At 60.4% G+C, this 13,129-nt stretch carries 12 protein-coding genes and 2 tRNA genes; 1 reads left to right on the top strand and 13 read right to left on the bottom strand.

Features of this window, described 5'->3' with window-relative positions:
* Window positions 1-353: 353 nt before the first annotated feature.
* The 13 genes from lysS to asnB form a co-directional block, all read right to left on the bottom strand.
* On the bottom strand, window positions 354-2,318 hold the full coding sequence (gene lysS / locus I2G43_RS08125; protein WP_195535772.1) for a lysine--tRNA ligase: 1,965 nt from the start codon (window positions 2,316-2,318) through the stop codon (window positions 354-356).
* 79 nt (window positions 2,319-2,397) lie between these two features.
* Window positions 2,398-2,868, bottom strand: a complete 471-nt coding sequence (gene greA / locus I2G43_RS08120) for a transcription elongation factor GreA (protein ID WP_006234960.1) — start codon at window positions 2,866-2,868, stop codon at window positions 2,398-2,400.
* 106 nt (window positions 2,869-2,974) lie between these two features.
* Window positions 2,975-3,250 carry a twin-arginine translocase TatA/TatE family subunit gene (tatA, locus tag I2G43_RS08115; protein ID WP_022094895.1) on the bottom strand — a complete coding sequence of 92 codons (276 nt, stop codon included), beginning with the start codon at window positions 3,248-3,250 and terminating at the stop codon, window positions 2,975-2,977.
* A gap of 112 nt (window positions 3,251-3,362) precedes the next feature.
* A tRNA-Pro gene (locus I2G43_RS08110) sits at window positions 3,363-3,439 on the bottom strand.
* Between the two features lie 49 nt (window positions 3,440-3,488).
* Window positions 3,489-4,385 (bottom strand): 4-(cytidine 5'-diphospho)-2-C-methyl-D-erythritol kinase, encoded by an 897-nt coding sequence (gene ispE / locus I2G43_RS08105; RefSeq protein WP_324249526.1) that lies wholly within the window; start codon window positions 4,383-4,385, stop codon window positions 3,489-3,491.
* A 2-nt stretch (window positions 4,386-4,387) separates the two neighbouring features.
* Window positions 4,388-4,684 (bottom strand): Veg family protein, encoded by a 297-nt coding sequence (locus tag I2G43_RS08100; protein ID WP_006234957.1) that lies wholly within the window; start codon window positions 4,682-4,684, stop codon window positions 4,388-4,390.
* 183 nt (window positions 4,685-4,867) lie between these two features.
* Window positions 4,868-5,314: a D-aminoacyl-tRNA deacylase gene (gene dtd, locus I2G43_RS08095; protein WP_195535771.1), complete on the bottom strand. Its 447-nt coding sequence runs from the start codon at window positions 5,312-5,314 to the stop codon at window positions 4,868-4,870.
* Window positions 5,315-5,317: 3 nt separating this feature from the next.
* Entirely contained in the window at window positions 5,318-5,959 is a 642-nt protein-coding gene (gene rdgB, locus I2G43_RS08090) for an RdgB/HAM1 family non-canonical purine NTP pyrophosphatase (protein WP_195535770.1), read from the bottom strand.
* Between the two features lie 142 nt (window positions 5,960-6,101).
* Window positions 6,102-6,827, bottom strand: coding sequence for a ribonuclease PH (gene rph / locus I2G43_RS08085; RefSeq protein WP_117775890.1), 726 nt, complete (start codon window positions 6,825-6,827; stop codon window positions 6,102-6,104).
* Window positions 6,828-6,881: 54 nt separating this feature from the next.
* Window positions 6,882-7,766: a glutamate racemase gene (gene murI, locus I2G43_RS08080; RefSeq protein ID WP_117806091.1), complete on the bottom strand. Its 885-nt coding sequence runs from the start codon at window positions 7,764-7,766 to the stop codon at window positions 6,882-6,884.
* Between the two features lie 51 nt (window positions 7,767-7,817).
* Window positions 7,818-8,729 carry an HAD family hydrolase gene (locus I2G43_RS08075; protein ID WP_195535769.1) on the bottom strand — a complete coding sequence of 304 codons (912 nt, stop codon included), beginning with the start codon at window positions 8,727-8,729 and terminating at the stop codon, window positions 7,818-7,820.
* Window positions 8,730-8,836: 107 nt separating this feature from the next.
* Window positions 8,837-10,399, bottom strand: a complete 1,563-nt coding sequence (locus I2G43_RS08070; protein ID WP_195535768.1) for a Mur ligase family protein — start codon at window positions 10,397-10,399, stop codon at window positions 8,837-8,839.
* 112 nt (window positions 10,400-10,511) lie between these two features.
* Window positions 10,512-12,392, bottom strand: a complete 1,881-nt coding sequence (gene asnB, locus I2G43_RS08065) for an asparagine synthase (glutamine-hydrolyzing) (RefSeq protein WP_117563808.1) — start codon at window positions 12,390-12,392, stop codon at window positions 10,512-10,514.
* A 187-nt stretch (window positions 12,393-12,579) separates the two neighbouring features.
* Here asnB and I2G43_RS08060 point away from each other — a divergent pair.
* Window positions 12,580-12,655 (top strand) — tRNA-Val (locus tag I2G43_RS08060).
* Window positions 12,656-13,129 lie beyond the last annotated feature (474 nt).

Below are 13,129 nucleotides of genomic sequence, written 5' to 3'. Positions count from 1 at the left end.
TAAAGGAAACATAAAAGAGACGGCTGCCATGCGAGCCATGTGCTCAATAGCCATTGAGTAGTCGTTTAAGAACGTCCCCAATGACTACAAGGAGTGTCCCCAAGTGCCGACACAAAAGGAACTCCCCATCTGCCGCATCGCAGGTTGAGCCTACGCCAGCGAGCGCCGTCCAGAGCGAACAAGTTGGCATGAAAAAGGTAAGGCATAGACCTTCTGGTCATGCCTTGCTTTTTGAATGACAAATTGTCGCTCTGGGCGGCGCGCAGCGTCGACCGGTCCGCCGTTCGGTAGAACGGCGGAACCTGAGGGCGCAGCGTCGAGCCGTTACGCGGTTCGTAGAACCGCGTAACCCCCTAGTACATCTTTGCGCCGGCGGGGATGGAGGCGTCGAGCTGGATCAGGTTGAGACGCTCCTCGCCCTCCTCCTCGTGGATAGCGCTGATGAGCATGCCGCAGCTAGGAATGCCCATCATCTTGCGCGGAGGCAGGTTGGTGATGGCGAGCAGAGTCTTGCCGACCAGGTCCTCGGGCTCATAATAACCGTGAATGCCGGAGAGGATGGTGCGGTCGGTGCCAGTGCCGTCGTCGAGCGTAAAGTTCAGCAGCTTCTTGGACTTCTTGACGGCCTCGCACGCCTTGACCTTCACAGCGCGGAAATCGCTCTTGGAGAAGGTATCAAAGTCGACGAACTCCTCAAACAGCGGCTCGACGGCGATCTTGGAGTAATCAACCGTGGGCTTGAGCGGCTTGACGAAGGGGCTCGCGGCGTTGCCGGCCTCGGCAGCCTTGGCGGCAGCGGCACCGGACTGGAAACCCTTCTCGGGCTTCATGTGCGGGAACAGCAGGACGTCGCGGATAGAAGCCTGGTTGGTGAGCAGCATGACCACGCGGTCGATACCAATGCCAATGCCGCCCGCGGGAGGCATACCGTACTCGAGGGCGCGCACGTAGTCCTCGTCATACTCCATGGCCTCATCGTCGCCACCAGCCTTCTCGGCCATCTGGGCGGCAAAGCGCTCGGCCTGGTCGACCGGGTCGTTGAGCTCGGAGAACGCATTGGCGTACTCGTGACCGGCGATAACCAACTCAAAGCGGTGGGTTAGACGCGGATCGTCCTCAAAACGCTTGGCGAGCGGGCTGACCTCGATGGGGTAATCGCACACGAAGGTCGGGTTGACGATGGTGTCCTCGCCCAGTTCATCGTAAATCTCGGCGATGATCTTGCCAGCAGTCCACTCGGGCTTAATCTCCAGGCCCTTCTCGCGCGCGGCGGCGGCAAGCTCCTCGACCGGCGTGTCGATGGTGACCTGTTTGCCGAGCACATCCGAGACGATGTCGGTCATGGGACGGCTGGCCCACTCACCAGAAAGGTCGATGGTCTGGCCCTGGTACTCTATGACCTCGGGGTTGCCGATGGCCTTGTTAGCCGCCTTGATGACACCCTGGGCGAGCGCCTTCATGCCCTCGAGGTCGGAGAAGGCACGATAGGCCTCCATCGTGGTGAACTCGGGGTTGTGGGTAAGGTCCATGCCCTCGTTACGGAAGATACGGCCGATCTCGAACACGCGCTCAAAACCGCCGACGATGCAGCGCTTGAGGTGCAGCTCGGTAGCAATGCGCAGGTAGCACTCCTGATCGAGCGCGTTGAAGTGCGTGATGAACGGCTTGGCAGTAGCGCCGCCCTGGATGGTCTGCAGGATGGGGGTCTCGACCTCCATGTAGCCGTCGGACTCCATAAAGCGACGGAAGGTGGAGAGAATCTGCGAACGCTTACGGAAGGTCTCGCGAACGTCGTCGTTGGCGATCAGGTCGACATAGCGCTGGCGATAGCGGGTCTCCTTGTCGGAAAGACCGTGGAACTTCTCGGGCAGCGGACGAACGGCCTTGGAAAGCAGGGTCGCGCTCTTAGGGGCAACGGAAAGCTGGCCGCGCTGGGTGCGCACAACCACGCCGGTCACGCCCAGGATGTCGCCCAGGTCGAGAGCCTTGAGCGTATTCCAGGCAGCCTCGTCCATGTCATTGATGCGGCAGAACAGTTGAATCTCGGCAGTCGCATCGCGCACGACGATGAACATGATCTTGCCCTGACCGCGCTTGGCGACCACACGGCCGGCGATCTTCACGACGTCCTCGGTGTCCTCGCCATCGGCAAGCTCGGCATACTTAGCCTCGATATCGGCAACGTAGTCCTCAAGCTCAGAGTGCTCGGGATAGGGGTTCTGGCCCGCCTCGAACAGGGCGGCGCGCTTGGCCAGGCGGGTGGCGCGCTCGTCGTTGAGCGTCGATGCCTGATCTGCGGCGTTCTGGTTCTCTGCCATAAGTTAGCTCCTCAAACTAAAACGCTCCCCAGGATTCGGTCCCAGGGAGCGAAAACATACCTTTACGCGGGACCGTGGTCTAGCGTGCAATCTTGGCGATGGTGTAGACGCGAGTCTTGCCGGAAGGCGTAACGACCTCGACGGAGTCGCCCTCGCCGTGACCGATGATGGCGTGGCCGACCGGAGACTCGTTGGAAATCTTGTGCTCGAGCGAGTTGGTCTCGGTGGTACCGACGAGCGTGACTTCCATGACCTCGCCGTTGGGATCAATCAGAGAAACGGTGGAACCGATGGAGACGGTCAGATCGCCCGTGGTGGCAGCAACCTGAGCGTTGGCGAGGATGGCCTGGATCTCGGCAATACGAGCGGCGTTCTGGGCCTGCTTGTCCTTAGCGGCATCGTACTCGGAGTTCTCCGAAAGGTCGCCGAACGCGCGGGCTTCCTTGATGTCCTCGACGATCTCCTTGGCGTAATCGCCCTCACGCCAAGCGAGCTCCTCGACGAGCTTCTGGCGGCCCTCAGCGGTCAGTACGATCTGGCTTGCGTCCATACGGATATCTCCCCAACTCTGATCAAACAATCAACTGTCAACAAAACGAAAAAGACCGGCTAGCCTGCGGGCAAGCCGGTCAGGTGCTCACCCCAAAGGGATGGGACTACTCTGCGTCCGCGTCGCTGTCCTCTGCCTGCTTCTTCTTGGCAGCAGCGAGCTTGGCCTCGAGCTCAGCGATCTCCTTGTCCTCCTCGGACTGCTCGACCACGACCTCCTCGGCCTGCTTGGTCTCGGCCTTATCGTCGCCCTCCATACCCTCACGGATATTCTTGACGGTAGAGCCGAGGGACTTGCCGAGCTTCGGCAGGTTCTTGGGCCCGAAGATAATCAGGACAACGACGAGAATAATGATGAGCTCAGGAGCCCTCAGTCCAAACATGTAGACCTCCACAATACAGCGAGACAAGCTCGAATGAGTATACCGCGGGTATCGCGGTATCACAACAATAGCTAAAAAAAGGGACCGCAAGAAGCGGTCCCTCCTCATGCTCTGGTCGGGTTGACTGGATTTGAACCAGCGACCCCTGCGTCCCGAACGCAGTGCTCTACCAAACTGAGCCACAACCCGTTAGCTCGACTATAGTAACAAAGATTTTCGCCGCGTGCTAGATAAATTTTTATTTCTTTGGCGCTTCAATGCGAACCGTGTCGGAAACGAGCTCCGTTGCATAAGCCCACCAGCCGTTTTGTTGAGCCGTCGCCGCAAGATTGGCTGCCGTGGCGGCGCTATCGCAGAGAGCAAACGAGCAGGCACCCGAACCGCACACGTTTGTGGCAATGGTACCGTCCTGTGAACGAAGCCAGTCGAGCACCGTTTGAATCCGCGGCTCCATCTGCGCGGAAATGACACCCAGGTTGTTGTGGACGAGCGCGTAGGCCGCCTCTGCGTCTCCCGAGCGAAGGGCAGATGCGATCGCTCCGGGCTTGTCCGCAGACGCTGGGGTCTCGTCAAAACGTCGATAGGCTTCAATTGTTGAAACGCTTGCCTCGCGCGGCTTAACCAGCACGACGGGTGTCGCGGGAAGTGCGGGGTACTCGGTTGCCAGCACGTCTCCCCCACCCACGTAAAATGCAGGGCTGGCATGCAAAAAGAAGGGAACGTCGGCGCCAATGCCGCGCGCGATGTTGTCCAGCGCGGGATCGGCACGGTCGATACCCCACAGCTCTGCCAAGGCGACAATGACCGCCGCGGCATCCGTCGAAGGACCGCCCAGGCCGGCACACAACGGGATGCACTTCTCGATCGTGATGCAGACGTTGGCTTCACGACCATAATGCTCGGCCATAGCGAGCGCAGCACGATACGCCGTATTCTTTTGCATGGGAAAGTCGGATGTCGGAATCGTCTGGACGGTCAGCGCCTGTGCCGGCGTAACCGTCACGGTATCGACAAGACCAACGGCTGCCATCAGGGAATCGACCTTATGGTAGCCGCGGTCGTCACGCTCGGTATGAACCCCCAGATAGAGGTTGATCTTTGCCGGCGCGGAAAGGGTCAGGGACCAATCGGTCACCGCTAGTGCTCCTCGAGCTGATTGCCGAGCGGGGTAAAAATGTGCTCGCCGCTCTCGGGGTCGAACAGCTCGACCTGGCCGGTGAGAACATCAATATACTGGTAGGACTGACGCGACTTGCGGCCACGGCGCTCGTCGACCTCGACGATAAAGACTGCCGGATGGACGCTCTTGATGGTGCCCATGCGCTCGACGACGCGGGTGCGGCCCATGTTGGCCTTCACCTTAACGCGATCGCCCACCATATCGGTCAGCTTCTCGTGGATGTCGTCGACGTGATTGACTTCCATCTCTTCCATGAACAGGGCCTCCAGAAGGTGCAATTCAAAAAGGGGATAATACCCCTAAGATAGACAAAACTCTAATACTATAGCACCCTGCTGCCGCCATACGCAAGTAGCTAAAAAAGCCCCATCCCAAATACGTACCAGACGACAACCTCGCATGACCAGTTGTTACGCGGTTTGGTAAAACCGCGTAACCTAAAGGTTGTCCGTGTCCAAAACGATGGTGAACGGACCGTCGTTGACCAAGTCGACTTTCATATCGGCGCCAAAGATGCCGTGCGCCACGTGTTCGACATCTTGACGAACGAGCGTCAGGAAGTACTCGTAGAGCTCGTTGGCAACATCGGGCGCGCCTGCATCGGTAAACGACGGACGGCGACCGTGGCGGCAGTCAGCGAACAGCGTGAACTGCGACACCACGAGCATCTCGCCGTCGACATCGGCAAGCGCCAGATTGGTCTTGCCGTTCTCGTCCTCGTTGATACGCAGCCCGCGGAGCTTGCCCCACAGCTTGTCGGCCTCGGCACGCGTATCGCCATGGCCCACGCCCAGCAGGACCAGATAGCCGCGCCCAATTTTGCCCACGCACTTGCCGTCGACCGTCACGCCGGCGTTGAGCACGCGCTGCACCACCGCGCGCACGGCCTACTCCTCGCCCGTCAGTTTGGCGGATAGGTGCTCGAGCGCATGGAATCGATGACTGATGGCGTTCTTCTCGTCCGCCGTCAGCTCGGCCATGGTCTTGCCCGGCGTGTCGACCGGCAGGAACAGCGGGTCGTAGCCAAAGCCGTGATCGCCGCGGCCCTCGTGTGCGATAGCGCCCTCGCAGGCGCCCTCAGCATAGGTGACCAAACCGTCCGTGTCGATGAGCGCAACGACGCTCATAAAGCGCGCGGTGCGATCCTCGTCGGCCACGCCTTCCAGGTTAACGAGCAGCTTGGCGTTGTTGGCGGCATCGTCGCCATGCACGCCCGCATAGCGCGCGCTATACACGCCCGGCTCGCCGTCCAGGGCATCAACGACCAAGCCAGAATCGTCGGCAATGGCCATAAGGCCCGTCTCCTCGACCGCAGCCTGCGCCTTGATGATGGCGTTCTCCAAAAACGTCGTGCCGTTTTCCTCGGGGTCCTCAAAATCGCCCAGCTGGCCGAGCGCCACAAAGCGCACCTCGGGCATGACCTTGCCCAAAATGGCCTCGATCTCGGTGAGCTTATGAGCGTTTCCGGTTGCCACGACGATGGTCGCCGCCGGGTCGAGGGTGTCGATGTCGATCTTCTCAAGTGCCATGAGTGGTCTCCTTGTCTCTATAGCAATGCCGCGCCGAGGGCGACGAGGGCCTCCGCCTCTCCCCTCTCAATCAACGGCAGTCTTATACTTCGACGTTTTCCCAGATAAAACCTGCCAAATAAACCTGTCCCTTTTTGGCAGGTTAGGCGATGGCTTGGCGCTGAAGCTCGATGAGCTCGGCGATGCCTTTGTCGCCCAAGTCGAGCAGGGCGTTGAGGCGCTTACGGTCAAAGGGCGCCTGCTCGCCAGTGCCCTGGAGCTCGATCATCTCACCGGTGTCGGTGGCGACGAGGTTCATGTCGACTTCGGCATGGCTGTCCTCGGAATAATCGAGGTCAAGCAGCGTATTGCCGTCGACAACGCCCATGGAGATTGCAGCCACCTGGCCGGTAAGCGGGATGCGCTCGATCTTGCCCGCCTCGACCCACATGGCGAGGGCGTCGTGCAGCGCCACCCAGGCGCCGGTGATGCTCGCTGTACGCGTGCCGCCATCGGCCTGAATCACATCGCAGTCGACGGTGACGGTGTACTCGCCGAGCGCCTTCATGTTGACGACGGTACGCAGGCTGCGGCCAATGAGGCGCTCGATCTCCATGGAGCGACCCTTGCGGTTGGCGTGCTCGCGCTTGCAGCGCTTGCCGGTCGACGCCGGCAGCATGGCGTATTCCGCGGTCACCCAGCCGGCCTTAGCTCCCTTTCGCCAACCCGGCACACCCTCCTCGATGGTGGCGGCGCACAACACGCGCGTGTCACCGAACTCGGCAAAACACGAGCCGTGGGCGTGCTTCATGACGCCACGGGTGAGCTTAACGGGGCGCAACTCGTTGGCGGCGCGACCGTTGGCGCGGTTGACCTGCATGTACTCCATAGAAAAATCCTTTCGGCAAAAGGTGTGGCGAAGGCTCTGACGGCGGCCTTACATCTATTTCAGCTCATCGATATCGATATGCTCAATGCTCTTGAGCGGCTGACCAAAGATAAAGCTGCCCGCCACCGCAAACTCGGCAATGTTATCGGCCGTCGTGGCAAAACGATGCTGCGGCTCGGCGGCGACGCCCGCCAGCTGCTCGCGGCGCGTGAGGATATCGGTCAGCTCGCGCGTGGTCTCCTCGGCGGAACTCACGACGCGTACCCCAGGCCCCAGCGCATGGCGGATAGGTCCCACCAACAGCGGAAAATGCGTACAGCCGAGCACCACGGTATCGATACCGTGGTCGCGCAGTGGCTCAACCGTGGCACCCACCAGCGCACGCACGGCAGGCGTATCGAAGATGTCCTCGTTCTCAAGCCACTGCTCTTGCAGATGCGCACCCGAGGCGAGCTCGTGTTCGACAACCTCGACAAAGCTCGAGGCGGGGCAGCCGTATACGTCGACGCCGGCATCTAGGTCCTGAATGGCGCGCGTGTAAGCGCCCGAGCGAATGGTGAGGTTGGTGGCGAGCACGCCTACGCGACGCGTGCGGGTGCTGTTGATTGCCGCACGGGCACCCGGCGCGATCACGCCGATCACGGGAACGTCGAGCACCTGCTGGGCCAGACGCAAGGCCGCAGCTGTCGCCGTGTTGCAGGCGATGACCATAATCTTGACGTCGTGCTTCGACAGCCAACGGCCCGCCTGCAACGCAAACGAGCGCACCTCATCCTCGGTGCGCGTGCCGTAGGGGCAGCGTTTGGTGTCGCCGAAGTAGTAGACGGACTCATGCGGCAGCGCCGTCGCGATGGCGCGCGCAACCGTCAGACCGCCCAAACCAGAATCGAACACGCCAATCGGGCGCGTGTCGCCTGCCGGATTCTCGATATCGGACATTACCTCACCAGTCTCTCTCGAAAAGACATGTCCAAGTGCGGCGACGCCGCGCTACGAACGCGCCGCGACCAGCAACTCTGCCGTCGCCGCCCAACCGTCGACAATTTTGCCGCGCGTAACGAAAGCGTTCTCGCAAGCAGCCAGGAACTCGGGCGCGCCGGCGCTCGTCAGGCCATTCTCGACCAGGCAGAACGTGCCCACGTGATCGGCCATGTAGAAGTCGGACTCGGAGTCGCCGAGCGCGAGCGTCTCCTCGCGCTCGATCCCCAGGTGCTCGCAGAAGCGCGCAATGGCGACGCCTTTGTTGAGACCCGCGGGGTTGATGTTGAACGCGCGACCGTCCTCGACGCGATCGAGCTCGAGCGTCGTCGGCTTGGACAGATGCGTCAGGTGACCGTTACAGGCCCACACCAGGCCGCAGCCGGCCTCGTCGAGGATGGCCTGCGCCTCGTCATCGGGGATGTCGCCGCGCATGCCGACGGTGACCTCGCGGTACTTGTAGCCGGTCGACATGTCGTTGTGATACTCGATCTTGTGCGGCCAGCGGGCGAGGATCTTCTCGCACACGCCGGTCTGCTCGATCACCTGGTGCGGAGTAAGGCCGCAGACGGGGTCGTAAGGCATGTCGCCAGTCAGATACTCCCAATCGTTGGCTTTGAGGTCGTACATGACCAGGCCGCCCATCTCACCAATGTAAGAGTTGAGGCCGAGCACGCGCGCGTCCTCGTGGATCATGGTACGGTTGCGGCCCGAGGTGGGAACCACCTGAATACCAGCGCGAGCGAGTGCCACGACGGCCTCGACGAGTTTGGTCGAGGGGTTGCCGTCATTGTCGCGCAGCACGCACGAGCCGGGCGCGAGCATCGTGGCATCCAGGTCGGTAAAGACGTACTTGACCTTGGCCAAGCGCTCGCGCATCTCGCCCGAAAGCTCGGCAACGGTCGGCAGGGTGTTGTGGGACATGGTTACTCCGTTTACGTAGAAGGGTTTGGACTTGGACGGCATGTTTTGATTGAGGGAACACGCTTATGGCGACAGCGCACTCAGGGCGCCGCCGCCATCATAGTTCATTAGTCAAACTGGGTAACATCGATCAGGCGATTGGCCAACGAAAGGTCGCTCTCGATGGGCACGAACTCGTCACCCACGTGCATGAGCTCCTCGTCACCCTTTGCCAGCAGCAAGACAATGGTGGGAGCATCGGGGTTAACGTACTCCTCGCGCGCCGCCTTGAACGCCGCATGCACAGCGGCTTCGCGATCGAGGATAATCTTGTTCGGCGTATCGTCGGGAACATGCTCGGCAAGCTCGCGACAGACCTTCATCGGGTCCTCGTGAGCCGGGTCCTCGTTGGCAAAGATCATCAGGTCGGAATATGGTGCGGCCTCGCGCGGAAGCTGCTCGCGGCGCTCCTGCGCCTTGCCGCCGGCAGCGCCAAACACTGCAATGACGGGGCTGGCGGGAAACGCACGTTTAACCGACGAGAAAAGCGATCGGAACGAAAGCTGGTTGTGCGCATAGTCAACGACGCAGATCACGCGGCCGTCCTTCGACTCCACGACCTCCATGCGGCCCGGCACACGAAGCTTGGAGAGGCCCTTCTTGATGGCATCGATACCGATGCCGATCTCGTGCGCAGCGGCGATAGCGACCAGCGCGTTCTCCACGTTAAAGTCTCCCGCGATACCCAGCAGGATCTTCTCCCCCGCCTCGGACTCGTCGGCACACAGGCCATGCAGGTTAAACTCGATGTTAAAGCCGACCACGCGGACATCGCTTGCCCACAGGCTTGCCTCGGGATGCTCGACGCCAACGGTCACCAAGCGCTCGGCCGTCGACGCTGCCTCCAGCACACGGTCAACCTCTTCGGTGCCCAGATTCACCACGGCGGTCTTTGCCTGGTCAAAGATCCTGAGTTTGCTCTCAAAATAATCCTCAAACGTGGGGTGTTCGATCGGCGAGATGTGGTCACGCCCGATGTTGAGGAAGCACGCCACGTCAAACGGCAGATTCTCGACGCGTTGGTACTTGAGCGCCTGGCTCGAGACCTCCATGACCATGGACTGGCGACCGGACTCACGGCAGTTGGCGATATGGCGCCAGACCTCGGGGGCCTCTGGCGTGGTATTGGTGCTCTCGTAGCACTCGATACCATCGTCGGTACTCACCGAGCCGATCATGCCGCAGGACTCGCCCGCTGCCTTGATGATGGACTGAAGCATAAAAGCGGCCGTGGTCTTTCCCTTGGTACCGGTGATGCCCACGATCTTGACGTCGTGGTCGGGACGGTCGTAGACCTCCGGCGGCAACAGGGCCATGGCTGTGCGAACGCTATCAACAACCAGCATCGCAGCACCGCTCTCCTGCGCCAGCGGCTCCAGAGACTCGACCAGCGACTCTTCGCACACAAATGCGACGGCGCCCGCATCGAGCGCCATGCTCAAAAACGCGGGCTTAAAGGCAGCGCCTTTGCAAAAGAACACGTCACCTGCCGAGACCGCGCGCGAATCAAACGAGCAGCCGGTCACGGCACGCTCGTCAACCTGCTCTGATGCGCGCAGCTCGCCGCACACATCGAGAAGCTTGGCAAGCGTATCGACCGTGGTCACGGTCGCGGAATCCGAATGGTGCATCTTTCGCCTTTCTCAGCCATTTGGCAGGGACGGTTTTTATAGTAACTGAAACGCACCCACGCAAAAACGGCTCCCGGAGGAGCCGTTACGCGCAGGCGTTCGTAAGCCGAGGCTAGGCAGCCTGAACAGCGGGCTGGTCCTCGTCGATAAAGAAGCGCTTGTACCACACCAGGAACACGAGCGGCGTATAGATCTTGCGCTGGAAATCGCCCTTGCCCGCAAAGTGCAGATCAAGCAGGTGCATGAGCTCGTCGGTATCGAAGAACTCGCTTGCCCACGGCGCGGTGAAGTACTCCTTGACATAGTCGTACCACTTTTGCTCGCGCAGCCAGTAGACAATCGGCACCGGGAAGCCCACCTTGGGACGGGTGGCCCACTCATCGGGCAGCGACTTGTTGGCAGCGTGGCGGAGTACCTGTTTGTTGCCGTTCTCGTTGATGCGGTAGCGGTCGGGAATGTGCTCGGCGAACTCCATGACTTTGCGGTCCAGGAAGGGCACGCGCAGCTCCAGCGAGTGCGCCATGCACATCTTGTCGGCCTTGAGCAGAATGTCGCCCGGGAGCCACATGTTCATGTCCAGGTACTGCTTCTTGACCAGCTCGGGCTGACCCTTTACGCGCGCGTAGATGGGGGCGGCGAGCTCGAAGGCGCCGTCGCCGGTGTTGTACTCGGGCTTGAGCACGCCGTCGACCTCACGCTCCGGCCATACCAGGGCCTGTCCTAGGAACGACTTCTCGGGGATCTCGGCACCCTTGACCAGGAAATTGTGGCCCTTGAAGTACGGCATGTGCAGCGCCAGGTTACCGAGCGCGCGACGGATGGGCAGCGGCACCATCTTTTTGTACTTGCGCACCGGAACCGTGTCCTCGTAATAGGCGTAGCCGCCAAAGAGCTCGTCGGCGCCTTCGCCCGAAAGCACGACGGTGACGTCCTTGCGGGCCATCTCGGCCAGGAACCACAGCGGCACGGACGACAGGTTGGACTGCGGCTCGTCCATGTGATACTGAATGTCCTCGAGCGCGCCAAAGAACTCGTCGGCGGTGATCATCTTGCGGACGTTCTCGACGCCGAGCTTGTCAGAGAGCTCCTTGGCGTAGTTGGTCTCGTTGAAGTTCTTGTAATCGAAGCCTACCGAGAAGGTCTTGTCGGGCATGAGGCAAGCGGCGATGTAGCTGGAGTCGACGCCACCGGAGAGGAACGACGCGACCTTGACGTCGGCGATACGATGGGCCTCGACGCTCTCGTGCACGACCTCGTCCAGCTCATCGACATACTCTTCGAACGGCTTCTCGACGGCAGAGTAATCGCAATCCCAGTAGCGCTCGATGTTCATCTTGCCGGTCGGGATATCGACGGTAAAGTAGTGCGCCGGCGGCAGCTTGTAGACACCCTCGAAGAAGGTCTCCTCGGTTGCCGAATACTGCAGCGTCATGTACGGACGCAGGGCCTTTTTGTTGACCGCCTTGTGGAAGTGCGGGTAGTCCAGGAAGCTCTTGATCTCAGAACCAAAGAGCACGCCCGGAGCGCCGTCGCCCGCATCGGCCATGGGATAGTAGTAAAGCGGCTTGATGCCAAAGATGTCGCGGGCGCCAAAAAGCTTGTTCTTCTTTTTGTCCCAGATGACGAAGGCGTACATACCGCGCAGGCGATCGAGAACGGCCTCGCCCCACTCCTCGTAGCCGTGTAGGAGGCTCTCGGTGTCGGCGCCGCAATGGAACTTGTAGCCCTTGGCTTCGAGCTCGGAACGGAGTTCTTGGAAGTTGTAGATCTCGCCGTTGAAGACAATGACGACGCTACCGTCCTCGTTGGCCATAGGTTGGGCGCCAGCCTCGGTCAGGTCGAGGATCGACAGGCGGCGGAAGCCGAGGGCAACGCGGCCGTCGATAAACTGACCGCCCATGTCGGGACCACGATGGACGATGCGGTCCATCATCTTGGTGAGCACCTCGGATTGGTTATCCGTCCCACCGACAAAACCGACAAAACCGCACATATACTATCCCCTCTGCTGTTGCTGGGCATCAAATCGAATCAGTAGCTTTTGAGTATACCCGAGGGCGTAAAGAGGGGCGGAATGTTCAGGCAATCTCAACTGAATCAGCTCCGCTGTGACACGTGCCGGTTACCTTTAATGGATATGAGATGAATGAGGCGGTTGTTTTGCTATACTCTCTCCGCACGGGCGATTGGCGCAACGGTTAGCGCAGGTGCTTTACACGCACAAGGCTGGGGGTTCGAATCCCTCATCGCCCACCACTGATTTGTTAGGCCTCCATCACTGGAGGCCTTTCTTTTTCGGGCTCAGCGCATGGGATTCGAACCCGCAAGGGTGCGGAGCTGAGGAAACGCGAAGCGTTTTCCAGCGCAGCACGCGAGGAGCGGAGCGACGAAGCGGGGCGCGGGCGGCGCCAGCCGCACGCGGACATCCCTCATCGCCCACCACTGATTTGGAAACGGTCCTCGAAAGGGGACCGTTTTTTGTTTGGGCCTATTTCATGGGATTCGAACCCGCCAGCACGTCTGTCACAAAGGTCGTGGCCAAAAAATGGCAAAAATGAGTACTGCTACCTTGCTTACAACGTATAAAAAGATAGTATTTGCTTAAGTTACGCAACATATGTCCATTATAAGGACTAACAGCTGGATCAAAATCGTGCATTCATCGCCATTTCGACGGTAGCGCGCAGAGATGTGGTGTAAGAGGCGGGGCATGCCCCGCCTCTTCTCTTT

The sequence above is a fragment of the Collinsella aerofaciens genome, assembly GCF_015557435.1.
In the GTDB taxonomy this organism is placed as follows: Bacteria; Actinomycetota; Coriobacteriia; order Coriobacteriales; family Coriobacteriaceae; genus Collinsella; species Collinsella aerofaciens_Z.
The sequence above is the reverse complement of the archived record's forward strand: the minus strand, read 5'-3'. Positions and strand labels throughout refer to the sequence as shown.

Bases quoted from the DNA above. Each gene is read 5' to 3' on its own strand.
- greA (WP_006234960.1), bottom strand. From the start codon at position 2,868: ATGGACGCAAGCCAGATCGTACTGACCGCTGAGGGCCGCCAGAAGCTC.
- I2G43_RS08070 (WP_195535768.1), bottom strand. From the start codon at position 10,399: ATGCACCATTCGGATTCCGCGACCGTGACCACGGTCGATACGCTTGCC.
- murI (WP_117806091.1), bottom strand. From the start codon at position 7,766: ATGTCCGATATCGAGAATCCGGCAGGCGACACGCGCCCGATTGGCGTG.
- lysS (WP_195535772.1), bottom strand. From the start codon at position 2,318: ATGGCAGAGAACCAGAACGCCGCAGATCAGGCATCGACGCTCAACGAC.
- asnB (WP_117563808.1), bottom strand. From the start codon at position 12,392: ATGTGCGGTTTTGTCGGTTTTGTCGGTGGGACGGATAACCAATCCGAG.
- tatA (WP_022094895.1), bottom strand. From the start codon at position 3,250: ATGTTTGGACTGAGGGCTCCTGAGCTCATCATTATTCTCGTCGTTGTC.
- I2G43_RS08100 (WP_006234957.1), bottom strand. From the start codon at position 4,684: ATGGAAGAGATGGAAGTCAATCACGTCGACGACATCCACGAGAAGCTG.
- rdgB (WP_195535770.1), bottom strand. From the start codon at position 5,959: ATGGCACTTGAGAAGATCGACATCGACACCCTCGACCCGGCGGCGACC.
- I2G43_RS08075 (WP_195535769.1), bottom strand. From the start codon at position 8,729: ATGTCCCACAACACCCTGCCGACCGTTGCCGAGCTTTCGGGCGAGATG.
- rph (WP_117775890.1), bottom strand. From the start codon at position 6,827: ATGGAGTACATGCAGGTCAACCGCGCCAACGGTCGCGCCGCCAACGAG.